Origin of the sequence: Ruegeria arenilitoris (assembly GCF_013030985.1) — a bacterium.
In the GTDB taxonomy this organism is placed as follows: Bacteria; Pseudomonadota; Alphaproteobacteria; order Rhodobacterales; family Rhodobacteraceae; genus Ruegeria; species Ruegeria arenilitoris_B.
This window is the reverse complement of the sequence record NZ_WPYP01000001.1, coordinates 506,906-531,479: the sequence shown is the minus strand read 5'-3', so window position 1 is coordinate 531,479 and position 24,574 is coordinate 506,906. Positions and strand designations below refer to the sequence as shown.

Annotated in this window: 27 protein-coding genes, 1 tRNA gene and 1 riboswitch; of the genes, 12 read left to right on the top strand and 16 right to left on the bottom strand. The window is 58.0% G+C overall.

The window, feature by feature from the left end; genetic code table 11:
* Positions 1-3: 3 nt before the first annotated feature.
* The 7 genes from proB to GOX88_RS02580 form a co-directional block, all read right to left on the bottom strand.
* Positions 4-1,110 (bottom strand): glutamate 5-kinase, encoded by a 1,107-nt coding sequence (proB, locus tag GOX88_RS02610; RefSeq protein WP_170398817.1) that lies wholly within the window; start codon positions 1,108-1,110, stop codon positions 4-6.
* On the bottom strand, positions 1,098-2,132 hold the full coding sequence (obgE, locus tag GOX88_RS02605) for a GTPase ObgE (protein ID WP_170398814.1): 1,035 nt from the start codon (positions 2,130-2,132) through the stop codon (positions 1,098-1,100). Before obgE ends, proB begins: the two co-directional genes overlap by 13 nt.
* A gap of 37 nt (positions 2,133-2,169) precedes the next feature.
* Positions 2,170-2,706 (bottom strand): GNAT family N-acetyltransferase, encoded by a 537-nt coding sequence (locus tag GOX88_RS02600; RefSeq protein WP_170398811.1) that lies wholly within the window; start codon positions 2,704-2,706, stop codon positions 2,170-2,172.
* Between the two features lie 249 nt (positions 2,707-2,955).
* Complete coding sequence (gene rpmA / locus GOX88_RS02595) at positions 2,956-3,225, bottom strand: 50S ribosomal protein L27 (RefSeq protein WP_010440093.1); 270 nt, start codon at positions 3,223-3,225, stop codon at positions 2,956-2,958.
* Positions 3,226-3,236: 11 nt separating this feature from the next.
* The gene (locus tag GOX88_RS02590; protein ID WP_170398808.1) at positions 3,237-3,854 is read right to left on the bottom strand and encodes a 50S ribosomal protein L21; all 618 of its coding nucleotides are present in this window, start codon (positions 3,852-3,854) and stop codon (positions 3,237-3,239) included.
* 208 nt (positions 3,855-4,062) lie between these two features.
* Positions 4,063-4,863 (bottom strand): DUF2059 domain-containing protein, encoded by an 801-nt coding sequence (locus GOX88_RS02585; protein WP_170398805.1) that lies wholly within the window; start codon positions 4,861-4,863, stop codon positions 4,063-4,065.
* On the bottom strand, positions 4,863-5,705 hold the full coding sequence (locus GOX88_RS02580; protein WP_170398802.1) for a DUF2059 domain-containing protein: 843 nt from the start codon (positions 5,703-5,705) through the stop codon (positions 4,863-4,865). The genes GOX88_RS02585 and GOX88_RS02580 overlap by 1 nt, the downstream gene beginning before the upstream one ends.
* A gap of 123 nt (positions 5,706-5,828) precedes the next feature.
* Between GOX88_RS02580 and GOX88_RS02575 the strand changes: the two genes are divergently transcribed.
* Positions 5,829-5,918 (top strand) — tRNA-Ser (locus GOX88_RS02575).
* A 377-nt stretch (positions 5,919-6,295) separates the two neighbouring features.
* Positions 6,296-7,444 carry a Hint domain-containing protein gene (locus tag GOX88_RS02570; protein WP_170398799.1) on the top strand — a complete coding sequence of 383 codons (1,149 nt, stop codon included), beginning with the start codon at positions 6,296-6,298 and terminating at the stop codon, positions 7,442-7,444.
* Positions 7,445-7,562: 118 nt separating this feature from the next.
* Here GOX88_RS02570 and GOX88_RS02565 read toward each other — a convergent pair whose 3' ends face one another.
* The 5 genes from GOX88_RS02565 to GOX88_RS02550 form a co-directional block, all read right to left on the bottom strand.
* On the bottom strand, positions 7,563-8,459 hold the full coding sequence (locus tag GOX88_RS02565) for a metal ABC transporter solute-binding protein, Zn/Mn family (protein WP_170398797.1): 897 nt from the start codon (positions 8,457-8,459) through the stop codon (positions 7,563-7,565).
* Entirely contained in the window at positions 8,456-9,358 is a 903-nt protein-coding gene (locus tag GOX88_RS02560) for a metal ABC transporter permease (protein WP_217354179.1), read from the bottom strand. The genes GOX88_RS02565 and GOX88_RS02560 overlap by 4 nt, the downstream gene beginning before the upstream one ends.
* Positions 9,351-10,109 carry a metal ABC transporter ATP-binding protein gene (locus GOX88_RS02555; RefSeq protein WP_170398794.1) on the bottom strand — a complete coding sequence of 253 codons (759 nt, stop codon included), beginning with the start codon at positions 10,107-10,109 and terminating at the stop codon, positions 9,351-9,353. The genes GOX88_RS02560 and GOX88_RS02555 overlap by 8 nt, the downstream gene beginning before the upstream one ends.
* On the bottom strand, positions 10,109-10,243 hold the full coding sequence (locus GOX88_RS23615) for a hypothetical protein (protein ID WP_302478168.1): 135 nt from the start codon (positions 10,241-10,243) through the stop codon (positions 10,109-10,111). The genes GOX88_RS02555 and GOX88_RS23615 overlap by 1 nt, the downstream gene beginning before the upstream one ends.
* Positions 10,244-10,447: 204 nt before the next feature.
* Positions 10,448-10,656, bottom strand: a riboswitch (cobalamin riboswitch).
* Positions 10,657-10,918: 262 nt separating this feature from the next.
* The gene (locus GOX88_RS02550; protein ID WP_170398792.1) at positions 10,919-11,464 is read right to left on the bottom strand and encodes a hypothetical protein; all 546 of its coding nucleotides are present in this window, start codon (positions 11,462-11,464) and stop codon (positions 10,919-10,921) included.
* A 217-nt stretch (positions 11,465-11,681) separates the two neighbouring features.
* Here GOX88_RS02550 and GOX88_RS02545 point away from each other — a divergent pair, with 217 nt between their 5' ends.
* The 8 genes from GOX88_RS02545 to GOX88_RS02510 all read left to right on the top strand — a co-directional run bounded on the left by GOX88_RS02545 (position 11,682) and on the right by GOX88_RS02510 (position 20,117).
* Positions 11,682-12,206 (top strand): hypothetical protein, encoded by a 525-nt coding sequence (locus tag GOX88_RS02545; RefSeq protein WP_170398789.1) that lies wholly within the window; start codon positions 11,682-11,684, stop codon positions 12,204-12,206.
* A gap of 221 nt (positions 12,207-12,427) precedes the next feature.
* Entirely contained in the window at positions 12,428-13,456 is a 1,029-nt protein-coding gene (locus GOX88_RS02540) for an alcohol dehydrogenase catalytic domain-containing protein (RefSeq protein ID WP_170398786.1), read from the top strand.
* Between the two features lie 74 nt (positions 13,457-13,530).
* Positions 13,531-14,406, top strand: coding sequence for a branched-chain amino acid ABC transporter permease (locus GOX88_RS02535; protein WP_170330061.1), 876 nt, complete (start codon positions 13,531-13,533; stop codon positions 14,404-14,406).
* Between the two features lie 4 nt (positions 14,407-14,410).
* Complete coding sequence (locus tag GOX88_RS02530) at positions 14,411-15,508, top strand: branched-chain amino acid ABC transporter permease (RefSeq protein WP_170398783.1); 1,098 nt, start codon at positions 14,411-14,413, stop codon at positions 15,506-15,508.
* Positions 15,505-16,269, top strand: a complete 765-nt coding sequence (locus GOX88_RS02525) for an ABC transporter ATP-binding protein (RefSeq protein ID WP_170398780.1) — start codon at positions 15,505-15,507, stop codon at positions 16,267-16,269. Before GOX88_RS02530 ends, GOX88_RS02525 begins: the two co-directional genes overlap by 4 nt.
* Positions 16,266-17,039, top strand: a complete 774-nt coding sequence (locus GOX88_RS02520; RefSeq protein WP_170398777.1) for an ABC transporter ATP-binding protein — start codon at positions 16,266-16,268, stop codon at positions 17,037-17,039. Before GOX88_RS02525 ends, GOX88_RS02520 begins: the two co-directional genes overlap by 4 nt.
* A gap of 4 nt (positions 17,040-17,043) precedes the next feature.
* On the top strand, positions 17,044-18,930 hold the full coding sequence (locus GOX88_RS02515; RefSeq protein ID WP_170398774.1) for an AMP-dependent synthetase/ligase: 1,887 nt from the start codon (positions 17,044-17,046) through the stop codon (positions 18,928-18,930).
* A gap of 26 nt (positions 18,931-18,956) precedes the next feature.
* Positions 18,957-20,117 carry an ABC transporter substrate-binding protein gene (locus GOX88_RS02510; RefSeq protein ID WP_170398770.1) on the top strand — a complete coding sequence of 387 codons (1,161 nt, stop codon included), beginning with the start codon at positions 18,957-18,959 and terminating at the stop codon, positions 20,115-20,117.
* Positions 20,118-20,175: 58 nt separating this feature from the next.
* Here GOX88_RS02510 and rpsI read toward each other — a convergent pair whose 3' ends face one another.
* The 3 genes from rpsI to GOX88_RS02495 form a co-directional block, all read right to left on the bottom strand.
* Positions 20,176-20,661 (bottom strand): 30S ribosomal protein S9, encoded by a 486-nt coding sequence (gene rpsI / locus GOX88_RS02505; RefSeq protein ID WP_039535473.1) that lies wholly within the window; start codon positions 20,659-20,661, stop codon positions 20,176-20,178.
* 6 nt (positions 20,662-20,667) lie between these two features.
* Entirely contained in the window at positions 20,668-21,126 is a 459-nt protein-coding gene (gene rplM, locus GOX88_RS02500; protein ID WP_039536983.1) for a 50S ribosomal protein L13, read from the bottom strand.
* 163 nt (positions 21,127-21,289) lie between these two features.
* On the bottom strand, positions 21,290-22,693 hold the full coding sequence (locus GOX88_RS02495) for a PLP-dependent aminotransferase family protein (RefSeq protein WP_170398767.1): 1,404 nt from the start codon (positions 22,691-22,693) through the stop codon (positions 21,290-21,292).
* A 99-nt stretch (positions 22,694-22,792) separates the two neighbouring features.
* On the opposite strand from GOX88_RS02495, the gene GOX88_RS02490 reads away from it, so the two are divergent.
* The gene (locus GOX88_RS02490; protein WP_170398762.1) at positions 22,793-23,020 is read left to right on the top strand and encodes a DUF1127 domain-containing protein; all 228 of its coding nucleotides are present in this window, start codon (positions 22,793-22,795) and stop codon (positions 23,018-23,020) included.
* A gap of 56 nt (positions 23,021-23,076) precedes the next feature.
* Here the strand turns inward: GOX88_RS02490 and GOX88_RS02485 are convergent, their stop codons facing one another.
* Complete coding sequence (locus GOX88_RS02485; protein WP_170398759.1) at positions 23,077-23,520, bottom strand: PaaI family thioesterase; 444 nt, start codon at positions 23,518-23,520, stop codon at positions 23,077-23,079.
* A gap of 58 nt (positions 23,521-23,578) precedes the next feature.
* Between GOX88_RS02485 and GOX88_RS02480 the strand changes: the two genes are divergently transcribed.
* Positions 23,579-24,364, top strand: coding sequence for an enoyl-CoA hydratase (locus GOX88_RS02480; RefSeq protein WP_170398756.1), 786 nt, complete (start codon positions 23,579-23,581; stop codon positions 24,362-24,364).
* The last annotated feature ends 210 nt before the right edge of the window (positions 24,365-24,574 follow it).

The following is a 24,574-nucleotide window of genomic DNA, read 5'->3' as shown; positions in this document are numbered from 1 at the left end:
CGTCTACAGCGCCAAATCGTCCCGGTGGATCAAAACGGCCCGGCCCGGATAGCCCAAAGTTGCCTCGATTTCCGAGGACTTCCGGCCTTTGATCGCATCCGCCTCTTGCGCGGTATAGCGGCTCAGGCCTTGCGCCAGTCGGCGCGAAGTTGGGTCAAGGATGGCCACGGGATCGCCGCGGCCAAAATCTCCGGTCACTTCGACGATGCCAGCGGGCAATAGGCTTTTACCATTGCCAAGCGCCCGCGCGGCACCGGCGTCCACCACGATCTCGCCCCGCGGTTTCATTGCCGAAATCCAGCGCTTGCGCGCAGCGTGCGGGTCCAGCGTGGCGGTAAACCAGGTGCAGTTCGCGCCGTTTTCAAGGGTTTTCAAAGGGTTCAAGGGCGATCCTTCGGTGATCGCCATGTCGCAGCCCGCCGCCGTCGCCATCTTTGCGGCCAGCAGCTTGGTCTTCATGCCGCCCTTGGACAGTCCCGACCCGGCATCCCCTGCCATCTCTTCGATCTCAGGCGTGATGTCGTCGATCACGTCATAACGGGTGGCCGAAGCGTCCTCGTTCGGGTTGCCGGTATAAAACCCGTCCACGTCCGAAAGCAGGATCAACTGGTCCGCCCCAACGGTCACCGCGATCTGGGCGGCCAGGCGGTCATTGTCACCGTAGCGGATCTCATCGGTCGCCACTGTATCGTTTTCGTTGACAATCGGCACCACGCCGAGGCTCAACAATGTCTCGAGAGTAGCGCGCGAGTTCAGATACCGCCGACGATCTGCGCTGTCTTCCAGCGTCACCAGAACCTGCGCAGTGGTGATCTTGTGCGGCGTCAGCGCTTCTTCATAAGCGCGGGCCAGGCGGATTTGGCCCACGGCGGCGGCTGCCTGGGACTGTTCAAGCGGCAAGGCCTCCATCGGCAGGTCAAGCACCCCGCGACCCAGAGCGATTGACCCGGACGAGACCAGAATGACATCCGTCCCCTGCCCCTTGAGCCACGCCACATCCTGCGCCAGTGAATGCAGCCAGTCCGACCGCAACAACCCCGTATTCCGATCCACCAGCAATGCGGACCCGATTTTGACCACCAGACGTTTGGCCGAGGTCAGGGTTGCCACGACTTCGCCTCCTCAGCGGGCTTCTGCCGCAGTCGGTTTTCGTCGATCTGGGCGCGCAGCGCCCGCAGCACCTCGGTCACGCCCAAATGGGCCACGCCCGACATGGTCATGACGGGGCCGCCAACGGCCTCTTCCAATTCGGCCTTGGCCAGATCGCGCTCTTCATCGTCCAGCGCATCGACCTTGTTCAGCACCGTGATGCGGGGCTTTTCCGCCAACTCGCCGCCATAGGCCTCAAGCTCATGGATGATGGTTCGATAATCGTCGGCGACGGTCTCAGATGTTCCATCGACCAGATGCAGCAGAACGGCGCAGCGTTCGACGTGACCCAGAAACCGGTCGCCGATCCCGCGGCCTTCATGCGCGCCTTCGATCAGGCCGGGGATATCAGCCACGACGAATTCCACGTTATCGACGCCAACAACGCCCAGATTGGGGTGCAGCGTCGTGAACGGATAATCCGCGATCTTCGGGCGCGCGTTGGACGTTGCCGCCAGAAAGGTCGACTTGCCCGCGTTGGGCATACCCAGCAGGCCCACATCCGCGATCAGTTTCAGTCGCAGCCAGATAGTGCGATCGATCCCCGCCTGCCCCGGGTTGGCGCGGCGCGGGGCCTGGTTGGTGGCCGATTTGAAATGCAGGTTACCGAATCCGCCATTGCCGCCTTTTGCCAGCAAGACCCGCTGGCCGACCTCGGTCAGGTCACAAATGACGGTCTCTTCGTCTTCGTCGAGGATCTCGGTGCCGACGGGCACACGCAGGATGATGTCGTCGCCGTCTTTGCCGGTGCGCTGCTGACCGCGACCGGGCTGGCCGTTCTTGGCAAAGAAATGCTGTTGATAGCGGAAGTCGATCAGGGTGTTCAGCCCGTCCACGACCTCGGCCCAGACGGACCCGCCTTTACCGCCGTCCCCGCCATCGGGACCGCCGTATTCGATGTACTTTTCGCGCCGAAAGCTGACGCAGCCGCCACCACCGGCCCCGGACCGGATGTAGACCTTTGCAAGATCGAGAAATTTCATGGCTGTCCCCTACTGCAAAGGCCCCATCGGCCACAAGTCAGAGTTTTTTACTGTATGTCCAGGTGGGCACGTTTGCATCACGCGCCACCGAGTAGTTTTCCGCATCACCAAGGTACTGGAACCCGCAATGGGTCAGAACCCGGGCCGAGGCCGGATTGTCCTGAAACACGCTGGCGAACATGGTCGCGTTTTCCAGCGGGTTTGCCTTGACCAGCGCCTCGACGGCCATCGACGCGATGCCCGTGTTCCAATACACCGGCGCGACCCAATAGCCGACCTCGGACTGGTTGCGGTCCAGCCGTGTCAGCGTGATCAGACCGATCAGTTCCGGGCCACCGTCCTTGGTGGCATCCATGACCCAGACGTCCTCGTCGCGCTCCTCGGCCATGGACCGGGTCACGAAAGCCTCGGTCGAGCCGGGCGGCAACGGATGCGCAATGCTGGTTGTCATGCGCGCCACGCGCTCATCGCCTGCGTAATGTTCAATGAGACCCATATCCGACCGACGCAGCGGGCGCAGGTCGAACCGCTCGGTTTCTATGACCGGCTGGTTTATTATCGTCTCAAGTTTCATGAGTTCGTTCCTCCTCCGAACAACACGTAAATCGCGGACGCAACGGTGAAACCAATTAACGTCCCCATCAGATATTTCCGCCCCATCCGATCTTCAACCGCAGGGGCGATCCGGCCCTGAATCAGGGACGGGATTATGCTTGCTGCGTGTGTCATCGGGGCCATTGATCAAAACTGCGTTAAAACGAGAAAGGGGACCGGCATTTTCTGCCGGTCCCCCAGGAATTTTTCAAACCTTATGGGTTTCGGCTTACTCTGCGGCCTCCGCCACTGGCAGGACCGAAATAAAGGTGCGGTTTTTGAGCCCCTTGTGGAACTTCACGGCGCCATCAACAGTTGCAAAGATGGTGTGATCTTTGCCCATGCCTACGCCTTCGCCCGGCCAGAACTTGGTGCCGCGCTGACGCACGATGATGTTGCCTGCGATGGCTGCCTGGCCACCATACAGTTTCACGCCAAGGCGGCGACCAGCTGAGTCGCGACCGTTACGGGAGGAACCGCCAGCTTTTTTATGTGCCATTCTCTCTCTCCTTAGCCTTGAGCCAGCTCTTTGGCTTGCTCAACCCATTCGGGCTTCACTTTGATGGTGTCGATAGCAGCAATCTGCTCGTCCGACAAGGCGGCCAGAGCGGCAAAGCTCTCGATACCGGCTTCGGCCAGCTTCTTGGCAGCGGCAGGGCCGACACCGTTCAGCTTGGTCAGATCGTCAGCGGCAGCAGCAGCGGCGGGTGCCTCTGCTTTGGCTTCAGCTTTCTTGGCGGGCTTTTTCGCCGCCGGAGCAGCTTCGCCAGCCGGAGCCGAACCGGTTGCAGCTTTGATGCCCGACTTGTCAGCGCCCGACGCCAGAATGTCGGTGATTTTGACCAGGGTCAGTTTCTGACGGTGGCCAACGGTACGCTTCGAGCTGTGCTTACGACGGCGCTTGACGAACTTGATGACCTTGTCACCTTTGACCTGTTCGATCACTTCGGCCTGTACGCCTGCGCCTTCAACGAAAGGTGCGCCAACAACCGGAGCGTCACCGCCCAGCATCAGAACATCGTTGAATTGAACTTTTTCACCTGCGTCGGCAGCCAGTTTTTCAACGCGGAGCATATCGCCCGCCTGAACCTTGTACTGCTTGCCGCCAGTCTTGAGGACCGCAAACATGCGTCTTTCCTTTTCATAACCGCGTTCTGTGGTCCCCGTTTGGGAGTTGCCGGCCTCAGCCACCTCGAACAGCGCGCCCTTTTCGGGCTGTGTGACGACCCTTGGGACACGCCCTATGGGTCAATAATAACGAGACCCGGCGCGGAAAACCGGCCGGGATGCGCGCTTATCCATAGATTACAGGGGAAAGTCAACATCAAATACAGGCTTAAAGGTCGGACCCTCGCAAGACCTGCCCGACCGCCTGACCCAGTTCGAAATAGATCGTGTCGAACACCTGATCAAAGCTCTCAAACAGGGCTGCGTTGACCGCCCTACCCGTCTCGGTTCGTGAAAACGCGATATTCTCACGTATCTGGGCATCGTTCAGCGGTTGATAGGCCAGCAAAAAGAAAGAGTACAGCCACGTTTGCGTCTCTTCGGTCATGCTGTCCTTTTGCGCCAGTAGCTGGGCCAAAAGTTCGGCATCATCCAAAACACCGTCGAAATCCATCCCGCGGAAAAAGTTGTAATCCGCACTGATAGAGTTCTGGACGTTTTCTTCGATCAGGTTGTTGATCTGAATGAACTCATCAACCAGCCGATAAAGCTCGGAGTCCTTATCACCGTTTTCATAAGCGTCCTGCGCCATTTTTTCGATGGCTTCATCGGCAAGCGCGATACGGGCGGTAATCTCAAGCGAAACGATGGCCTGACCCAGATCGCTTTCGTAAAACAGGATGGCGCGGTCCAGTTCTCTTTCTGTGAGGGACTGATCGAACACCTCCACAACCTGGCTTCGCATTCTATCGGCATCGTAAATCTGATCGACCTGCTTTTGAAAAACATGACCGCCATTGTTGTCCAAAAAGTTTTCCTGCAGGACTTGCCCCATTTCGCCACCTTCATCCCGCAGAACCTCGATGACCTCATCCATTTGCAGGGCTTGCAGTAGGCGTTCTACCTTCTCTTCGGCCTGCAACGGCAAGGTCCACAAAAACAGTGCGGCAGACGACAAAAACAGTCGCATCAGATGTCCTGCGCCGGGTGCAGTTCAGCCATCCGCGAGGCCAGCACTTCGAACTTCATTGCCATGATTTCGTATTGAACCGCGTTGAGAAGTTCATAGACCTCCTGCATCAGTGGCTGCTCCAGAGCCTCGGCATAAGCGATGACATCGGCGTCCGAGAAATCCTGATAGGTATAGGCAGCTCCGGCAAGCGCGGACAATTGCAGCGCCTGCCTCATGCTGGTTTCGTTCTGCTTCATCATCTGCCGCAGCTCGTCAGCGCTCAGCTGCAGATCGATCACTCCGGATGCACTTGCGGCCAGCAAAAAGCGCAGCTGAACCTCTTGCAGTGCCCGCAGCGCCGTTCCGCTGGAATCAATAGCGGCGTTCATGCGCTTGAGGCTCTCGACCCGCTTTGACCCGTCCTTGATCAGACCGGCCACAATTTCCTGACCCTGCTGCTGTATGGCGTCGTCGTCTTCGTTCATATGAGACGCATTTTCCGCCTCGACCAGCCTTTGCCCCAAATCCGATGCATAGAATTCGACGGCATGGTTCAGCGCTTCATCACTCAGCGTCTGTTCCAGAATCGCAACGGCGGTTTCGTGCATGTCTTCGGTGTCGAAAACCTCCTCGGTCAGACGGGTCCAGTCCGAGCCGAATCCTTCGGGATCGATTCCCAGCATCCGGGGGGCCGAGGCCGACGCCAGCGCGATGCTTTCAAGCGCGACGTCAAAACCGGTGGTGGTCAGAAACGCCTCGATCCGGTCACGCCCGGCGGCAAATGTTGGCGCGGGCAACATAGCAAGAGCCATAAGCAACAGGACAAAGGGCAAAGCGAGGCGGCGTAGGTGATAAGTCATACCCAGAAGCCTAGGTGTTTTGTGCCATCTGGCAATGGAAAATCCGGTCTTGGTGAATTTCAGGAATTTTCTGCTTGCACCCCCGCGCGTTCCTCACTAAATCCCCCCCTCACAGACCCCCGCGGAGAGGTGCCGGAGTGGTCGAACGGGGCGGTCTCGAAAACCGTTGTGGGTGCAAGCCCACCCAGGGTTCGAATCCCTGTCTCTCCGCCATAAAACCCCAGTAAAACTGTGGAAGCTATCGTGGCGCTTGCCCCAAACAAGGCACGTGCGATGGGATTGACGTGCTCAGAGTGTGACATGCCATGTCCACACTTTTTGCACAATTCAGGCTAACAATTTCCTCTCTTCGGTGCTCATTCTGCGGCAAGTGGATCGTTCAATTGCCCATTGCCGATCAGTGGTCGAGTCAACGCACCGGCATTTCGTTCAGGAAACGAGATCTGTCAGGGTTGGCTCCGCCATTCATGAAGGGGCATTTTGATGCAGATTGACAAAAAATACGAACAATAATAGGTGCCTAAGGGTTGCCAGTTACGTTCCCCGGAATACCTGTCGGGCCGGGGCAAGACAGGAGTTTGGTTTATTAAATGGTTGTCTATTACGGTTACCAGAACGCGATTTTGGGCACGCAGTCGACTGTCAATGGAGGGTCCGTAGACTACGGTGTCGGCCCATCAGTCGGAGCAACCTGGAGTTGGTCTGGCACAAGCACAAATTTTACCGTCAAGGAAAATGATGGTGCCGTCAATTTTAACGGTGATGGCCCCGGTAACGGCCTGTCCAACGAAGAAATAGCCGCGCAAGAACAAATCGGGGGCCAGTGGCAGCAGACGATTGAAGTCGGCGGCACAGATCGCCAGGCCATTTGGGACTACACCTTTGAAGTAACTGCTTCGGATGGAACGGTCTATCGTGTTGCCGTCATAGACGTCGACCTGAACAATGATGACGATGTAGGCATTAACAACAACTCCGGCGATCCCGGTGAGGATGGGTACTTTCTGGTCTTTCCCGACGGGATTCCACCTGCAGGCACCGATTTAACAGTTGGGAACATCGTAGAAAACGGGCCTTTCGTTCCCCATGCCGATCTGGGCGCGCAGGTTGTCTGCTTCTGTCGTGGGACTGTGATAAGCACGGTGAATGGGCCCACAAAGATCGAAGACCTGTCCATCGGTGATCTTGTACTGACCAAAAACAATGGCCCCCAAGTCTTACGCTGGATTGGATCACGGATAATCGACCTGACGACTTGTGGCGAGGCAGCCGCAAAATTACGCCCGATCCACATATCTGCTGGTGCGCTCGGCCATGGTTTGCCGGCACGGGACCTATTGGTCTCTCGCCAGCATAGAATGCTGGTTTCGTCGAAAATATCCGAGCGTATGTTCGGTTGTTCCGAAGTCTTGGTCGCAGCAACCAAACTGACCGAACTTCCCGGAATCTTTGTCGACATGGATGTCGAACAGGTGGAGTATTTTCACCTCATGTTCGATCAGCATGAACTTGTTTTCGCGGAAGGTGCCCCCTCTGAAAGCCTTTACACAGGCCCCGAGGCACTGAAGGCAGTTTCCGACGAAGCGCGGGAAGAGATTCTTACAATTTTCCCGGAAGTGGCAGATCTGAGCTTTGAGTTTGTAGCGGCCTGCCCCATTCCCGCCGGTCGGCTTCAGAAAAAACTCGTAGAGCGCCATGTTAAGAACGGGAAATTGGTTCTCGAGACGTTTTTGGCTTAGTCAGCAGAGCTGATCGAGTCCTGATGCGTCCGGTACGCATCCAAGGTCTAATCGACCTGAACTGTCCATTTGGGGTTGAGGCGGCAAATCAATCACCGCCTCGCGCAAAATCTCAAGTTTAGCTGGCGGTCTGGTGCGCAAGCGCGTCCAGCAGCGTGCCGAGGTTGTGTTGGAACATCGCCAGATAGCTGGTCGCTGGGCCACCGCGCTCGGACAGGGCGTCCGAGAACAGACGGCCGCCGATCGCAATCCCGGTCTCATCCGAGATTTGCTGCACCAGGGCCGGGCTGGTGATGTTTTCGACAAACAGGGCCGCCGCGCCTTCTGCCTTCAACTGGTCGATCAGAACAGCCAGATCCTTGGCCGAAGGCTCGGCCTCGGTATCGATGCCGACCGGAGCCAGAAAGGTCAGGCCGTACGCGTCCGCCAGATAGCCGAACGCATCATGTGCAGTCACAACGGTTCGACGGTTTGCAGGCAGGTCAGCCAGCTTTGCTTTGGTTACGGCATCCAGCGCCTCCAGCTCGGCAATATAAGCGTCGGCGTTGGCGGTGATCTCGTCCGCGTGCTCGGGCATGGCCTCTTTCATCGCGGCGGCCACGTTGGTCACGTAGATCACGCCGTTCGACAGAGAGTTCCACGCGTGCGGGTCGATTTTACCGTCAACCTTGACCGGTGTGATGCCGTCAGTGGCCACGTGGACGGTGGCTTCGGTTCCGGACTCCGAAATCAGTGTGTCGGACCACGTCTCAAAGCCCAGGCCGTTGACAAAGATGATGTCCGCTTGGGCCACGGCGCGCGCATCGGCGACGGACGGCTGGTAGACATGCGCATCCGCGTCAGGACCCACGATGGTCGTGACGGTGGCCAAATCGCCCACCACCTCTTCGACCATGTCGCCCAGGATCGAGAAGCTGGCGACAATCTTGACGTCGTCTTCAGCAGCAGCTGGCATTGCGGCCAGAGCAAAGGATGCCGTGGCAATACCGGCATAGAGGGATTTCACAAGAGTCATTTGGCTCTCTCTTCTTGATGGATTTGCGCAACGGGGAGGTCTTTTGAAACAGACGGTTTGCGCAGCCGTCTGCCAAAGCCTAACGGACCAAAAATGGCCGAAACGAAGAAGAACACGCCCGCAACCAGCACAATTGCCGGTCCGGACGGCGTGTCCGGGAACAGGTACGACAGGGTCAGGCCGATCCAGCAACTGGACAGGGCAAAAAGGAAACCCAGAACCAGCTGCGCCGTGATCGTGCTGGCCCAGTAACGAGCAGCGGTTGCGGGCAGGATCATCAGGCCAACCGCCATCAGCGTGCCCAGCGTCTTGAAGGCCGCCAGCAGGTTCAGCACCAACAGCAGCATAAAGCCCTGGTCGACCAGCCACGGACGGCGTGTCTGGGTTTCAAAAAACACCGGATCACAGGTGCTGACAATCAGGGGCCGCAGCAGAAAGGCGAATGCCACCAGCGTGACGGTGGCGACCCCACCCACAAGCAGCATCGAGGCATCGTCAATGCCGAGGATGGATCCGAACAGAAAGCTCTTTAACGGAACCGCAGACCCTGCAGCCGACAAGATGAAAATGCCGACAGCAAGCGCGATCAGGTAAAGCGAGGCAAGGCTGGCATCGCTACGCAAGATCGTCCGGCGTGCCAGAAAGGCCGTCAGAAGTGCAACGCCCAAGCCTGCAATCAGCCCGCCAACCAGCAGCGACATGACCGAAAGGCCTGTGGTGACGAAGCCGATGACGATACCGGGGGTGATCGCGTGGGCCATGGCTTCGCCCGCCAGTGACAAGCGACGCAAGACCAGAAACGCCCCCACGGGCGCCACCGAGGCCGACAGGACCGTGGTTGCCACAAAGGCACGCCGCATGAAGGCGAAGCTCCACATTTCGCTGAGAAGGTCAAACATGTGCGTGCTCCGATGTTGAACGACTGCCCCGGAACATCCAGGAGGCCTGGCTTTCCGACAGATACCCTTGGGCTACCAGACGGTCGGGTGTCAGAACATCGCTGACCTTGCCATAGGTTGCCTCTTGCCCGCCCAAAAGCAGGGCGTGGCTGCAATGATCCAGAACTGACGACAGATCATGCACCACCAACACAACGGCACGGCCTTCATCACGCCACCGTTCGATGATCGACAGCAGATGCGCCTCGGTGTTTTGATCGACGGCCGCAAAGGGTTCGTCCAGCAGGACAAGCGGAGCGTCCTGCATGATCACTCGGGCAAACAAAGCGCGCTGCAATTGTCCACCCGACAACATATGCAGGGGCCGATCAGCGATATCCAGAACTCCGGCCTCATCCAGCGCGGCAGTCATCCGGTCGCGCGCGGCACTGTCCAGCCCCGAACGGTATCCGAACCCGCGCCAGGCTCCCATTGCGGCCAGGTCCCTCACACGGATGGGAAAGCGCCGGTCAAACTCGGTCATCTGCGCCAGATAGCCGATTTCGCGGGGGCGGCCTTGCGGCCAGTTAAGACTGCCCGAAAGAGGGTCGATCAAACCAAGAAGCACCTTCACAAAGGTGCTCTTGCCCGAACCGTTGGCCCCCAGAACAGCCAAAGTCGAGCCGGTTTCGATATCCATGGACAGGCGACGGAACAGGGTCAGGTCGCGGTAGCCAAGCGTCAGATCGCGGACTCGCAGAACAGCCGACATCAGATCACCGTATAAATCGCAAGCCACAGAAGCGCCGACAACACCAGCGCTCCTGCAACCAGCACGGGTACGCTGTATTCAGTCAGGCAGCGGCCGCGTTGCGCAACGTCATAGCCGGTCGAACGACGCGTCATCGGGCCGCCCCACAAGAAACAGAAATGCCAGACGGGGCCGAGGTGACGTTCACCCCACGTGTTTTGCAGGGTCGGGATTCAGAATTCCGCAACGACAATGACTTCGCCTCCTCAGCTTGGACGAGGGCAAAGCGAGTGCAAGGTTCTGAACGGCAAAGGCCGTGTGAAACATTGTCATCTCCCTCTGGGACACCCCGCCCAGGTTAGTAAAAAATTCGGATGGCAGGTCTCCTGACTTGCGGGTCGAAGCTTTCCCGATCCTTCCCAGGCGTTCGCCCAGTGGCCGATCTCGGGTCGCTCACCGCCTACAGTTGCGGGGGCAGTCACGGAATTGGCTTTTTCAGGGCCGCACCGTATTCCCTTTTATCCCAGTCCGCAGAATGCGGTCGGGAACCATCCCGGCCACAAAACACAAATCGAGTTGATTCGACAATAGAGCGCAATAACCGTTGTCCTTGGCCGCTTGTAGGCCGGAGGGGGTATGAAAGTTCTGAACGCGGCCATCAAACGATATGTTGGCAGCCTCTTAAGGTCGAACCCAACATGATGTTGCTTCGAGTTTCTCCCTACCCAACTGAAAACTAAGAGGAAAACCGCTGATGTTTTGGATTCGGTAAGCAAAGGGGCTGGCCAAATACACTGCTTATCACGCACTTTAACAGCGTTCGTCACGCGCTAGGCGAAGTTCTGCAGGTACTCAAAACCGCTCAACCACGCTTCGGCCAACCGCGCTGCATCCTGCCCTGCCCGATGCGGTGTCGGCCCTGCATTCTCTAAGGTTTGGTAAATGCGCGAAATTGCTGCGTCCTTGGCCAGTGTCATGCAGACATAGCTGTCAAAGTCCAAAAGCTGAACTTTGGGAAAGGGCATGTCCGTTTCCAGCAACCGTATGAGCCACCGCCGTTCAAACTCGGGATTGTCCGTCACGGCAATTCCGGTGTTTTCTGCCTTGAACCACTGCGCGACCGCTCGAGGCTCATCGCCTTCCGCTTCCAGATAGGTGCGGCTTAACCCGTGAATCTCGGCACTGACATCCGACCAGCCTGCCGCGTCCCAGTCAGGATGGGGTTTGATAAGACGCGATCCGGTGACAACCTTACCTTGAGCAACGCGTGCAATTTCGATCTCGATCGGCCAACTGATCGCGCTCAGGGAACTGGCTTCGAAATCGAGGAAATACGCGGGCTGGGTCTGCACCAGATTCTGCGTTCGTTCGGTCAAAACGGGCTATCCAATCTTGTTGCAACAGGCTCGACGAATGGGTGTCATGCACCGATTGTTCCCTTGATAGTCTAGTGGCATGTTATTGCCATTAGGCTTCAGCGGATAGGCGTAGCATGGCTCAATCCACGGATTTGAAAAGAATTTCCGGGATTTCCCCTTTGCATCCGGTTAGATTTGACCCATCTCGGCGACACATTTTCCAAAGGAGAGACACATGTCGCGCACTATTCTATTGGCTGTAGCCATCGCTGCGATTGGCGCTGGCGCATATTATTACCTTACCCAACCCGAACCAACGCCCGCCGAACAATTGCAATCGGCGGCGCAAGATGCCGGCGACGCGGTTAGCGAGGCGGCGCAGAACGCAACCGAAGCGGTCGGTGACGCGGCAAGCTCGATCGCGGATCAGGCGACCGAAGGGGCCTCGTCCATCGCGGAACAGGCCACGGATGCGGCCGAGCGGGCCGGGCAAGCCGCCACGGACCTGACCAATCAAGCCGGTGAAGAAGTTGCCGCTTTGGCGAACCAGGGCCAGGATCTGCTGAACTCTTGGATCGAGAACGGCGCGCTGACCCTTGAGAATTTCGACTATGACACGATGGTCGCCTCAATTCAGGAAAGCCAACTGGCACAGGACCTGAAAACGCAGGCGATTCAGATTTTGGACGACATCAAGGCGTCACCAGAAACGATCGCGGTGAAGATTCAGGAGCTCCGCGACCTGCTGTCGGGACAGTGAAGCTAACGGGTCGCCCGGTTCGGGCGGCCCGCCTTGCGGACGTGGCGCAGGTTCCATCCACGTCAGGGCGTCAGTCGATTGACGTGCCTTGGTTCATTTGTTTGGCTGTCACCGAGTTGTAAACAAACCCAAATTCATGTGTTGCGCAGGGCGGCCCAGAGTTGCCGCCAGTGACAGGGTTTCGTCAACCATACGATCAGTTCAGAAAACAAGGAACGACTATGACCACCCTGCCCCAGACCATGTTCGCAACCGTCCTTTTGCACGGCGGCTATTCCGGCGAAGCCACCGGTCCATATATTGAGAGCGCCGGGGATTGGCTGGCCGAGGCCGAGCTGCCGGTTCCCGAACCCGGCCCCGGACAGGTTCTGGTCAAATTGCGTGCTGCCTCGGTAAACCCATCCGATATCCATTTCATAAAGGGCGAATACGGGCAGCCTCGCGTCAAGGGGGCCCCCGCCGGGTTTGAGGGCTGTGGCGACGTCGTTGCGACCGGTCAGGGCGCCGAGGCGCTGAAGGGTCAGCGCGTCGCCTTCATCACCGCCGGTTCCGGTGCGTGGGCCGAATACGTTCTGGCCCCTGCAATGATGTGCATTCCCCTGCGCCCCGAGATTTCCGACGAAGACGGCGCGGCGCAGATCGTGAACCCTCTGACAGCCATGGCGATGGTCGATATCGCTCGAAACGCCGGGGATGCGTTTGTGGTCTCGGCGGCCACCAGCCAGTTGGGCAAACTGATGTGCGGTCTGGGGCGCGATCTTGGGCTGAAACCCATCGCCTTGGTTCGGCGCGGCGAAACTGTCGAAATGTTGAAAGATCACGGCGCGGCTGAGGTATTGGTGACCACCGATCCGATCATCGCCGATAAATTTGCCAAAATAAGTCAGTCACTGAAGCCCCGCGTGTTCCTGGACGCCGTGGCCGACCAACTGTCCGAGCAGGTGTTCTGCGCCATGCCCAACCAGGCGCGCTGGATCTGTTATGGCAAGCTGAGCGCCGAACTGCCGAAACTGACGCAAATGGGCCAGCTCATCTTTATGGGCAAGCAGATCGAAGGGTTCTGGCTGACCAATTGGGTCACCTCAACCCCGCCGCAGGATCAGGCGCGTGTTGTGGCCGAAGTTCAGGCCCGCTTTGCTGATGGCCGTTGGAAAACCGATGTTTCCGAACACCTTGCGCTGAGGGATTTGGTGACGAATCTGGCCGAAGCCCTGAAAAAGAGTGACGGAAAGGTGATTATCACGCCATAGTAGAACAAAGCCCCGGAGGAAGGAGGACCCCCGGGGCGATCAAAACGCCGGGCCTACCGGCTGGGAGGGTGAAATTGGACAACGCGCAGCTGCTGATCAGCGGGCTGGCAAATGGCTGTGTCTATGGCCTGATCGCGCTTGGTTTCGTGTTGATCTACAAAGCGACCGAGGCGGTGAACTTCGCGCAGGGCGATTTCATGATGCTGGGCGCCTTTGTCACCATCGGGCTCACCAATACCGAATATATGGGGCTGCCCTTCTGGCTGGCACTTCCGATCTCGCTGGGGATCATGGGCGCGCTAGGGTATCTGCTGGACCGGTTGATCATCCGCCGCCTGTTCGGGGAAAGCCAGACTGCGGTGGTGATCCTGACGATCGCTCTGGGCTTTGTGATCCGCTTTGTCGCCGGGCTGATCTGGGGGCACGAGCCGCAAACCTTGCAGAACCCTCTGGCCGGAAAGGAGTTTCGGTTCGGGGGCATTGTCCTGGGGATGGAGGATGTGGCCGTCATCGTTGTCACCGTTTTGCTGACGTGGGGGATGTATGTGTTCTTCAACCGGACAAAACTTGGGTTGGCGATGCAGGGTGCGTCGCAGAACCAGTTGGCGGCCTATTACATGGGCATTCCGGTCAAACGCGTTCAGGGGTTCATCTGGGCCTTGGCCGGTGTGGTCGCCGGTATTGCGGGCGTGTTGTTCGCCGCCAAGGGCGCGGTCGACCCAACAACCGGTCTTTTGGGTATTAAAGCCTTCGCTGCTGCCGTAATCGGCGGGCTGGGCAGCCTTCCGGGCGCACTGGCCGGAGGGTTGATCGTCGGCGTCATCGAACCCTTTGCCAGCCGGTACATCGCAGCGGGGTACAGTCAGATCGCGCCTTACGCGCTGTTGCTGGCGGTGCTGATCTTCCGCCCCAACGGTCTGTTCAGTCAGGTCCGGGTCAAGAAGGTCTAGGCCAATGCGGATCGTGTTCAAAACCGTTTATATGCAGGATATCCGCCCCTGGAAGGATCGCTATCAGCTCAGCCTCTACCTGATCCTTTTGGCCATCGTTGCCGCCGCACCGTGGTGGTTGGATGATTTCTATCTTGGGGAACTGACCAACGTCCTGATCTGGGCCATCGCCGGGCTTGGCCTGATGGTACTGACCGGCCATACCGGGCAGGTCAGTCTGGGCCATGCCGCCTTTCTGGCCTTTGGGTGTTATGCCAACGTCATTCTGATCGAGGCGGGTGTGCCGTTTCTGGTTGCTTTTCCTCTGGCCGGTGTCCTGACGGGCATCGCCGGAGTAACGGTCGCCATCCCTGCCCTGAGGCTGCACGGTATCTATCTGGCGATCTTCACCATGGCCCTGTCGATCTTGATGGATGACGTGATCGTTCTGGCCGAACCGCTTACCGGCGGCGTGGCTGGCAAGTATCTGGGCGGGGTCGGGATTTTCGGCCATTTGGTTGACCGCTGGACCACGCCTGATCAGTTCTTCTGGCTGGTTCTGGGTGTGGCCGTTCTGGTCACCCTTGGCTATATCAACCTGCTACGCGCACCTTTGGGGCGCGCCTTCATCGCGGTGCGGGACTCAGAGATTTCAGCGCAGGCGATGGGGATCGACATTGCGCGCACCAAAATGATCTCGTTCGCTCTGTCCTGCGCGGTTACAGGCTGGGCCGGCGCGCTGATGGGCATATATGCAGGCGCCTTCAACAACGAGACCTTCAGCGTTCTGATCTCGATCCAACTGCTGATGATGATCGTGATCGGCGGGCTGGGCTCGATCCACGGCGCGTTTCTTGGCGCCATCGTGATCGGGTTTCTGCCGCAGTTCCTGTCAATCTCAAAGGAATACGTGGGTGCGCTGTTCGGTGGTAACACGGTCGCCATTCCGGGGCTGGAGTTCGGTATCTTCGGAATGATCCTGATCGCCTTCATCCTGTTCGAGCCGATGGGCCTCTATGGTCGCTGGCTGAAAATCCGCACCTGGTTCGAACTGTTCCCCTTCTACCGAAAGGACATGTTCAAACGTCAGAAATCCTACCTCAAGACGGAACGACTGCGATGAGCCTGTTGGAGTTCGAAAACGTCACCTTGAAATTCGGCGGCCTGATTGCGGTCAACGATCTGTCCTTCTCGGTTGAACAGGGTGAGGTCTTTGCCATCGTCGGTCCGAACGGTGCGGGCAAGTCCACCGTCTTCAACCTGATATCGCGGTTCTATGACCCTTTTGACGGGGCGATCCGGTTTGACGGCCACGATCTGCTACGGGTCAAACCCTCGGCTGTGGCGGCCTATGGCGTGGCCCGGACGTTCCAGAATATCGAGCTGTTCGAGCACGCCACCGTTCTGCAAAACCTTCTGGTTGGACGGCACCGGCATCGCCACACCAACCTGCTGTCCGAGGTGCTGTTCCTGCCCTCTGCCCGACGGCAGGAGGTCGAGAACCGCGAAAAGGTCGAAGAAATCATCGACTTCCTTGACCTGCAGGCCTACCGCGACAAGATGATCTCGGGCCTGCCGTATGGCGTGCGTAAGGTGGTCGAGGTCGCCCGTGCTCTGGCCACCGATCCCAAGCTATTGTTGCTGGACGAACCGGCCTCGGGGCTTTCGGTCGAAGAGACAACGGACATGCGCTGGTGGATCGACGATATTCGGCGGCAGATGGGCATCACCGTGCTGATGGTTGAACATGACATGGGGCTGGTCTCGGGCGTGTCCGACAGGGTTCTGGCCATGGCTGACGGTGCGAAACTGGCGCTTGGAACGCCTGCGCAGGTGCAATCCCACCCCGCCGTGGTCGAGGCGTATCTGGGGAAAGCTTCATGAGCGATCCTGTTTTGACCATCCGCAATGTCGAGAGCTTTTATGGCCCGATCATGGCCATCCGCGGCGTATCGCTGGACGTGCATCGCGGGCAGATCGTCTCGATCCTCGGGGCCAATGGCGCGGGAAAGACGACCCTGATGAAAACCGTCTCGGGCGTGATGGACCCTGAAAAGGGTAAAATCACCTTTGATGGCGTCGAAATACAAGGGTCAGAACCGCATAAGGTTGTCGAGATGGGCATCGTCCACGTCCCCGAAGGGCGCGAGGTTTTTCCCTTGATGACGGTCGATGAAAACCTCAACCTTGGTGCCTATACTCTGGCCGATAAATCCCGGATCGATCACAACCGGGAACTGGTGTTTACCTACTTTCCCATCCTGAAGGAACGGCGCACCCAAGAAGCAGGAACCCTGTCGGGCGGCCAGCAGCAGATGCTGGCCATTGGCCGCGGTCTGATGGCCAACCCGAAGATCATGCTTCTGGACGAGCCGTCTTTGGGCCTGTCCCCACTGCTGGTGCAAGAAATCTTTGGCATCCTGAAACGCCTGAACGACGAGCAGAACATGACAATGATGCTGGTCGAACAGAACGCCAAGGCGGCGCTGGAACTTGCCCAGCATGGTTATGTGATGGAGGTCGGCCGCATCGTCATGGACGGCGCAGCGGATGTGTTGATGCAGTCCGAGGACATCCAGAACTTCTACCTGGGCGTGCAGGAGGAAGGCGCGCGGGAAACCCGCCGCTGGAAACGCAGAAAGACCTGGAGATGAGCGGTTGAATATCAGCACCCTGCCCCCTCAGGCCAATATCAATGGCGTCTGGTTCAACGCAACCGCCGGCCAGCGCCCGGTGCATGTGGACGAATGTACCACCATTACCCAGCTGTTTCAGAAACGCTGCGCGGCGCTGGGGGACCGCACCGCGCATCGCGAAAAGGACCTTGGGATTTGGAAGTCCTATTCGTGGGCCGACTATTGGCAACACGCCAAATGGATTGGGCTGGCCCTGCGCACGCTAGGTCTGAAACGCGGCGAGGTCGTTTCGATCCTGTCCGAAGACCGCAAGGAATGGGCCTGGTTCGACATGGGTATTCAGGCCGTCGGCGGCATCGTGTCGGGCGTGTACACAACGGACTCGGCCAACCAATTGAACTATCTGATCAATGACAGCGGCAGCCGCTTCCTGATCGTCGAAAACGAAGAGCAGCTGGACAAGTTTCTTGAGGTCGAAACCGAGGTTCCGGACCTGCTGAACGTCATCATACTTGAGGATGAGGGCCTGCACGACCTGACCCATCCCCGCTGCCTGATGATCGACGAACTGTATAGGGTGGGCCAACAGGCCGAGGCCGATGATCCAACGCGGTTCGAGGCCGAACTGGCTTTGGCGTCCCCCCAGGACACGGCACTGCTGATCTACACCTCGGGCACCACCGGCAAGCCCAAGGGCGCCATGCTGAGCCACGAGAACATTCTGGCCGCCATCGAAAGCGGTGCCCGCGCCCTGCCCGCGTTTGAAACCGACGAACAGCTGTGTTTCCTGCCGCTCTGCCATATCCTCGAACGCGCGGTTTCGATCTATTTCCCGCTGGCCGCGAAATGCGTCGTCAATTTTGCCGAAAGCCCCGAGACGGTTTTCGCCAACCTGCAAGAGGTCTCTCCCACCACTTTCGTCGCCGTGCCGCGTGTGTGGGAGAAGATTTACTCCCACGTCCAGATTATGGCGCAGGACGCCACCCCGTCGGGCCGTGCTGCGTATCGGATGGCGCTGAAAGCCGGGTTAGAGCGGGCCGCGTATTTATGTGAAGGCCAGCCGGTTCCGGCACGTGTTTCGGCGCGGTTCTGGCTGTGGGACCGTCTGGTGCTGCGCAACCTTCGGCGGATGCTGGGAATGGACAAAATGCGCCGGGGCGGCACCGGGGCGGCGCCGATCTCTCCGGACTTGCTGAGGTGGTACTGGGCCATTGGCGTGCCGCTGATCGAAGGGTTCGGGATGACCGAAACCTCGGGGCTGGCGACCATCAACAGCGTTGAAACCAATAAGATCGGTACTGTTGGTCCGGCCATCGCCAGCAATGACATCCGCATCTCGGACGAAGGTGAAATCCAGCTGAAAGGCCTGAACATCTTTCAGGGCTATTGGCGCAACAACGCCAAAACGGCTGAAACCTTCACCGCCGATGGCTGGCTTCGGACCGGCGATTTGGGGCGTATCGACGATCAGGGCTTTGTCACCATCACCGGACGGCTGAAAGACATCATTATCACCGCAGGCGGCAAGAACATCACCCCGGCCGAGATCGAAAGCCGGTTGAAGTTCAGCCCTTATATCTCGGACGCGGTAATCATTGGCGATGCGCGAAAATATCTGACTGCCCTGATCATGATCGACCAGGAAAACGTTGAGAAATACGCGCAGGACCGGAAAATTCCGTTCTCGAACTTCGCCTCGCTCTGCGCGGCGCCTGAGGTCAGAGAACAGATCGCGGGCGAAGTCGCGGCAGTCAACAAAGAGTTCGCGCGGGTCGAACAGATCAAGGATTTCCGCCTGATCAACGTATTACTGACTGCAGATGATGACGAACTGACCGCGACGATGAAGCTGAAACGCAGCTTTGTAGAACGGAAACACGCTCATCTTATTGAAGACATGTATAAATAACGGAATTTGAACAAGGAGGAGAAGTAATGACCAAAGGGATCACAAGATTGGCTACTGCAGCCGTTTTGACGGTGTCCGCAACCTTGGCCTATGCCCAGACGCAGGGTGTCACGGATGATGAGATTGTCATTGGCTCGGTCAACGACCTGAGCGGTATTTTCGCGGCCGTTGGCGTTCCGGCAACAAAGGGCGCAAATGTTGTGTTCGACCGGGTCAATGCTGCGGGCGGCGTGCATGGTCGCACCATCCGCTATGTGGTCGAGGATAACGGCTATCAAATGCCGCGCGCGATGCAGGGCTATAACAAGCTGCTGAATCGCGACAAGGTGTTTGCCATGCTGCAATCATTGGGTACTCCGATGAACCTGGCCGGGTTTAAACTGCTGGATCCCAAGGGCATTCCGAACGTTGCCCCCCTGACGGCATCAACCCAGATGTTGCAGGAACCGATTAAGAACAAGTTCACCTCATTCTCCACCTATTTTGACCAAAGCCGTATCGGTGTGAAATATCTGGCCGGTCAGTTCGGGGCACAAAACGTCTGCACAATGTACTTGCCCACTGACTTCGGCGAAGAGATTCTGGAAGGTAGCAAGGCTGGCGCCGAAGAGGCCGGTATCGCTTTTGTGGCCGAGACGACGCACAAGCCGGATGAGACGGACTTTGTTGGCTCACTCAGCAAGCTCAAGGAAGAAGGTTGCGATATCGTAACGATTGCACTGGGTGTGCGTCAGGCGATCACGGTGGTGGGCACGGCCAAAAAGATGGGCCTGACCGATATGAAGTTCATGGGCACCGCAGCAAGCTTTCTGACCGTCGTTGCGCAAGTTCCGGGCGGAGTGACGGATGGGTTCTACGCCGCCGCCTCATGGCAGGATCTGTGGGCGCGCGCCGATGATCCCGTGCCTGCCGCCTTTATCGAGGAATACAAGGCCGCAACCGGCGAAGACCCCGTCGGGTTTTCAATGTTGGGTTATTCCGCCGCCGAAATGATGGTCAAAGCGCTGGAGGCTGCAGGGCCCGATCTGACCCATGAAAGCTTTATCGCAGCCATGGAAAGTCTGGACTATCAAGACGATCTGGTTGGAAACCGTCTCACCTACGGCCCGGACGATCATCAGGGGGCTGATACCGTTTTTGTCAACGTGGTGGAAAACGGGGCCTGGAAACTGGTCTACGAAGAATAAACCAAACAGAAAAAGGGCCCGCGCAAGCGAGCCCTTTGAAAGTCGTATTCCGCAGCGATTAACGCTTCGAGAACTGGAACGAACGACGCGCTTTGCGCTTACCGTATTTCTTACGTTCCACAACGCGGCTGTCGCGGGTCAGGAAGCCAGCAGCTTTCAGAGCGCCACGCAGCGACGGATCGTACAGCTGCAGTGCTTTCGAGATGCCGTGCTTGACCGCACCGGCCTGACCGGTCAGGCCACCGCCTTTGACGGTTGCAACAACGTCGAACTCACCTTCTACACCAGCAACCTGGAACGGCTGGCGCAGGATCAGCTGCAGAACGGGACGAGCGAAGTACTTGTCCTGGTCTTTGCCGTTAACGGTGACCTTGCCGGAACCCGGCTTGATCCAAACGCGGGCAACAGCGTCTTTACGCTTGCCGGTGGCGTACGAACGGCCCAGCTCGTCACGTACGGGTTCACGCACGATGACTTCTTCGGCCACGGTTTCAACGCCTGCGACGGCGCTCAGCTCTTCGAGAGTATTGATCTGATCAGCCATCGGTCATTAGCTCCGGGTGTTTTTCTTGTTCATGGACTTGACGTCCAGAACTTCGGGCGCTTGCGCCTCATGAGGATGCTCGGCACCGGCATAAACGCGCAGGTTGGTCATCTGCTGGCGTGCCAGACGGTTGCCCGGCAGCATGCGCTTGACCGCCTGGGTCACGACGCGCTCGGGGTGTGCACCCTCGAGGATCTGCTGCTTGGTGCGCGACTTGATGCCGCCCGGGTGACCAGTGTGCCAGTAGAAGTTCTCTTCGCGCTTCTTGCCGGTCATCTGGATTTTGTCAGCGTTGATCACGATGACGTTGTCGCCCATGTCCATGTTCGGGGTGAACGACGCTTTGTGCTTGCCACGCAGGCGCATGGCGACGATCGAGGCAAGACGACCCAGAACAACGCCCTCGGCGTCGATCAGGATCCATTTCTTGTCGATGTCTGCAGGTGTTGCAGAGAAGGTTTTCATGGCAGGATAGTCCTGTTTGATGTGAAAGACCGCCCCACGACAGAGCGGCCCGAATTCGATGGAGCGTATTTAGAGGGGAGTGCTTCGCAGGTCAACAACAGTAAATGCTTTTAAATTGTGCAATTTCAATAACTTAAAAAATAGGTATTATTTTACCCCACATCTAGACGCTGATTTGCTCGGGTGGGTTGTCCAACAACCGGCGCAACCTCTGCATCGCGTCCTCGAACCGTTCCAGCGACACATGTCCGTTCATCGCAATGCGCACCGCGTTTGGCGCCCGACCGTCACGCAGGGCAAACTCATCGGCGGACCGCAGTTGGATCCCGTCCCTCTCGGCCGCGCGCGTGAAGGAACCGGCCCGCCAGCCGGATGGAAGGTTGAGCCAGACAAAGGGAACATCCGGTGCCCAGTTGAGGTCGAACCCTCCAAGCGCGTTCACTGCCACACGAACATAATCACCCATGCGAACGCGCACATCCTTGGCGATCTGGCGCGTGCGGGGGTCGGACAAAAGCAACCGGGTCAGTTCTGCCAGAGGCTGCGCCAGCCCGAAATACCCGTACTCCGCAGACCGCCGCAGATCGACGCTCCTTTCACGGGGAGCAATGGCAAACCCCACTCGCAGCGACGGCGTCAGGATCTTCGAGATCGAGGACACATGCCACCCCCGTTCGGGGGCCAAGGCCCGATAGCTGGGTTCACGCGCATCGCCCATGCGATAGCAATCGTCCTCGATGATCTGCAGATCAAAGCGACGGGCGACCTCAACAACCTCTTTCCGGCGTTCAAGCGGTGTGTGTGAACCGGTCGGGTTTTGCACTTCAGGTGAAACGCAGACAGCCTGCGCCGCAGTTTGGCGCAGCACATGTTCCATCGCCTCGGGATCGACCCCCCATTTGTCCATCTTCACGCCGACCACATCTGCACGCATCAGTTCTCCGGCGCGACGGAACCCGGCATAGGACAAGTCCTCAACCAGAACCACAGGTTTCGGTCCGCGCAAAATTGTCTGAAACACCAAGCACAACCCGTTCTGGCCGCCATGTGTCAGTACAATGTCGTCATGGGTTACCGCGCCCAACGGCAGATCAGACAGCCATTCAACAACCGCTTGCCGCATAGGTTGGTAGGCGTCGCGGGTCGGATAGTTCAAAAACAGCCCAGGATCGGCTTGCGACACTTTCTGCAGACATTCACGGATCAAGGACACCTGCCCCATATCCGCCAATCGCGGGCTGAACAGGCTGACATTGGCGTTGTATTTGTCATCGCGCAGATGCAGTTGCCTGGCCCAAACATCGTCCAGAATAGGTGATTTCGGAGGGGCCACGAATGTACCACGCCCGACCTCAGCTTGTAGCAATCCCTCATCGGTCAGAATCGTATAAGCCCGCGCAACCGTACCCGGCGTGATTTGTAACCGATACGCCAGTTCTCGCACCGGAGGCAGCTTGGTTCCAACTTCCAGAAGATTGTTATCAATGGCTTTTCGGATCGTGTCAGCGACCAGAGTATACTTAGGACCCTTGGATTTCGGCAGCGCCTCTGGCCAAATTGTATCCATTACAATTCTTCCTTTGATTTTGACACAATCCTGAATGTATCAATCACACATACCGAACAAACATGCTTTGTGTCAATACAATTTGAAAGGATATCCACTATGACACGCGCGATGCACAACCCCGCCCTCATGCTGCTGAACGACAGTCCCCGGCTGCCGCTGATCGCCGCGCTGGCCGTGCGGTTTGCGGCGATTGTGACAAAGTGGGAACGTCAACGCCGCAGCCGAGTCAATTTGTCCAATCTGGACGACAGGCTTCTGAAAGATGTCGGCCTGACCAAATATCAGGCGCGCAATGAGTACACCCGCTACTTCTGGCAGGAATAAAGATTCCCCAGTCCCTTGACGGGACCTCTTCCTGGCCGGGCTCTGCCCGGCCTTTTTTATCCGAAAGCTGCGGCCGCGGACCCTTCCGGCGGCAACGAGTAAGTCATTGTGGCTCGGGCAACGGGCTTGTCGGACCCTTCCGAGAACATCAGAACATCGCCAACTGCCAGGCTGCGGCCCAGCTTCAGCAAGCGGCACCGCGCGATCATGTCCGTGCCTCCCTCGGGCTTTCGCAGAAAATCCAATGAACTGTTGGTGGTCACCGCCAATGACTGACGCCCCTTGCGGGCCAGAATCAACGCATAGACGCACACGTCGGCCAAGCCGAACATCGACGGCCCTGAAACGGTTCCGCCGGGGCGCAGATGCCTGTCTTCGACCACCAGCCGCATGACAATCGAGTCTTCGTCCAATTCCTCGACGACAAAATCCCGGTACACCTGCGGAAAGATCTCCTTCATGTACGCCATCAGATCTTCTCGGCCCATTTCCAACGCCATACTTCCCCTCCTCGATTTGCCGACCTAGAGTTGGCCCGACATCAGATCGGAGGGCAAGATGGCAATTCTGGAACGTAACGACACGGGCGCAATCGCAACCCTTAAAATGAACGCGCCCAAGAGCCTGAATGCCCTGAGCGATGAGATGCTGGCCGCGCTGCAGTCCGAGTTTGATGCCCTGCGCAGGGACAACTCGATTCGCGCCGTGATCCTGTCAGGTGAAGGTAAGGCGTTTTGTGCGGGCCATGACCTGAAACAAATGACCGCCGGGCGTCAGTCTGAAGATGGTGGCAAGGCCTACTTTCAGGACCTGTTCGCCAGATGCGCGCAAATGATGCTGACGATCCAGTCCCTGCCCCAACCCGTCATTGCGCAGGTGCACGGCATTGCAACGGCGGCGGGGTGCCAGCTGGTCGCCACCTGTGATCTTGCCGTTGCCGCTGAAGGAACCCGGTTTGGTGTTAACGGCGTTAATATCGGCCTGTTCTGCTCGACGCCGATGGTTGCGCTCAGTCGGAACATCCCGCGCAAGCGCGCGTTCGAGATGCTGACGACCGGCGATTTCATCTCGGCCGAAAAAGCGGTCGAGCTGGGCCTGGTCAATCGCGTGGTGCCCGAAATGCTGCTGGAACACGAAACGGCCGCCCTTGCCGATCAGCTTGCTGCCAAGCTGGGATCCGCTGTGAAAATCGGCAAACAGGCGTTCTACAAGCAGTTGGATATGTCGATTGAAGAGGCCTACGCCTATACCGGAGAGGTAATGGCACAGAATATGCTGCACCGGGATACCGAAGAAGGGATATCTGCATTTATCGAAAAAAGACCGCCAAATTGGCATCAATAAGGCGATTGTTGTCAACATTTTTAAAGACTGTCCTCATTTTTGCACTTTTCAAAAAGGCGACACTGTGGCAATGGTGGGACAGAGCGTATGCTCTGGAGACACTTTTGGGTCGCCGTGGGCGGAAGGTCCCTCCAAGCTGGTTTCTCTCACCAGCCCGACATTCCCGCAGCGGTGACCCCAAAATCCCCCTCATTCATAAACGATGCGCCT

Coding starts and splice junctions, on each gene's coding strand:
- obgE (WP_170398814.1), bottom strand. CDS start 2,132: ATGAAATTTCTCGATCTTGCAAAGGTCTACATCCGGTCCGGGGCCGGT.
- GOX88_RS02600 (WP_170398811.1), bottom strand. CDS start 2,706: ATGAAACTTGAGACGATAATAAACCAGCCGGTCATAGAAACCGAGCGG.
- rpmA (WP_010440093.1), bottom strand. CDS start 3,225: ATGGCACATAAAAAAGCTGGCGGTTCCTCCCGTAACGGTCGCGACTCA.
- GOX88_RS02590 (WP_170398808.1), bottom strand. CDS start 3,854: ATGTTTGCGGTCCTCAAGACTGGCGGCAAGCAGTACAAGGTTCAGGCG.
- GOX88_RS02585 (WP_170398805.1), bottom strand. CDS start 4,863: ATGCGACTGTTTTTGTCGTCTGCCGCACTGTTTTTGTGGACCTTGCCG.
- GOX88_RS02580 (WP_170398802.1), bottom strand. CDS start 5,705: ATGACTTATCACCTACGCCGCCTCGCTTTGCCCTTTGTCCTGTTGCTT.
- GOX88_RS02570 (WP_170398799.1), top strand. CDS start 6,296: ATGGTTGTCTATTACGGTTACCAGAACGCGATTTTGGGCACGCAGTCG.
- GOX88_RS02565 (WP_170398797.1), bottom strand. CDS start 8,459: ATGACTCTTGTGAAATCCCTCTATGCCGGTATTGCCACGGCATCCTTT.
- GOX88_RS02560 (WP_217354179.1), bottom strand. CDS start 9,358: ATGTTTGACCTTCTCAGCGAAATGTGGAGCTTCGCCTTCATGCGGCGT.
- GOX88_RS02555 (WP_170398794.1), bottom strand. CDS start 10,109: ATGTCGGCTGTTCTGCGAGTCCGCGATCTGACGCTTGGCTACCGCGAC.
- GOX88_RS23615 (WP_302478168.1), bottom strand. CDS start 10,243: ATGACGCGTCGTTCGACCGGCTATGACGTTGCGCAACGCGGCCGCTGC.
- GOX88_RS02545 (WP_170398789.1), top strand. CDS start 11,682: ATGTCGCGCACTATTCTATTGGCTGTAGCCATCGCTGCGATTGGCGCT.
- GOX88_RS02540 (WP_170398786.1), top strand. CDS start 12,428: ATGACCACCCTGCCCCAGACCATGTTCGCAACCGTCCTTTTGCACGGC.
- GOX88_RS02530 (WP_170398783.1), top strand. CDS start 14,411: ATGCGGATCGTGTTCAAAACCGTTTATATGCAGGATATCCGCCCCTGG.
- GOX88_RS02525 (WP_170398780.1), top strand. CDS start 15,505: ATGAGCCTGTTGGAGTTCGAAAACGTCACCTTGAAATTCGGCGGCCTG.
- GOX88_RS02520 (WP_170398777.1), top strand. CDS start 16,266: ATGAGCGATCCTGTTTTGACCATCCGCAATGTCGAGAGCTTTTATGGC.
- GOX88_RS02510 (WP_170398770.1), top strand. CDS start 18,957: ATGACCAAAGGGATCACAAGATTGGCTACTGCAGCCGTTTTGACGGTG.
- rpsI (WP_039535473.1), bottom strand. CDS start 20,661: ATGGCTGATCAGATCAATACTCTCGAAGAGCTGAGCGCCGTCGCAGGC.
- rplM (WP_039536983.1), bottom strand. CDS start 21,126: ATGAAAACCTTCTCTGCAACACCTGCAGACATCGACAAGAAATGGATC.
- GOX88_RS02495 (WP_170398767.1), bottom strand. CDS start 22,693: ATGGATACAATTTGGCCAGAGGCGCTGCCGAAATCCAAGGGTCCTAAG.
- GOX88_RS02490 (WP_170398762.1), top strand. CDS start 22,793: ATGACACGCGCGATGCACAACCCCGCCCTCATGCTGCTGAACGACAGT.
- GOX88_RS02485 (WP_170398759.1), bottom strand. CDS start 23,520: ATGGCGTTGGAAATGGGCCGAGAAGATCTGATGGCGTACATGAAGGAG.
- GOX88_RS02480 (WP_170398756.1), top strand. CDS start 23,579: ATGGCAATTCTGGAACGTAACGACACGGGCGCAATCGCAACCCTTAAA.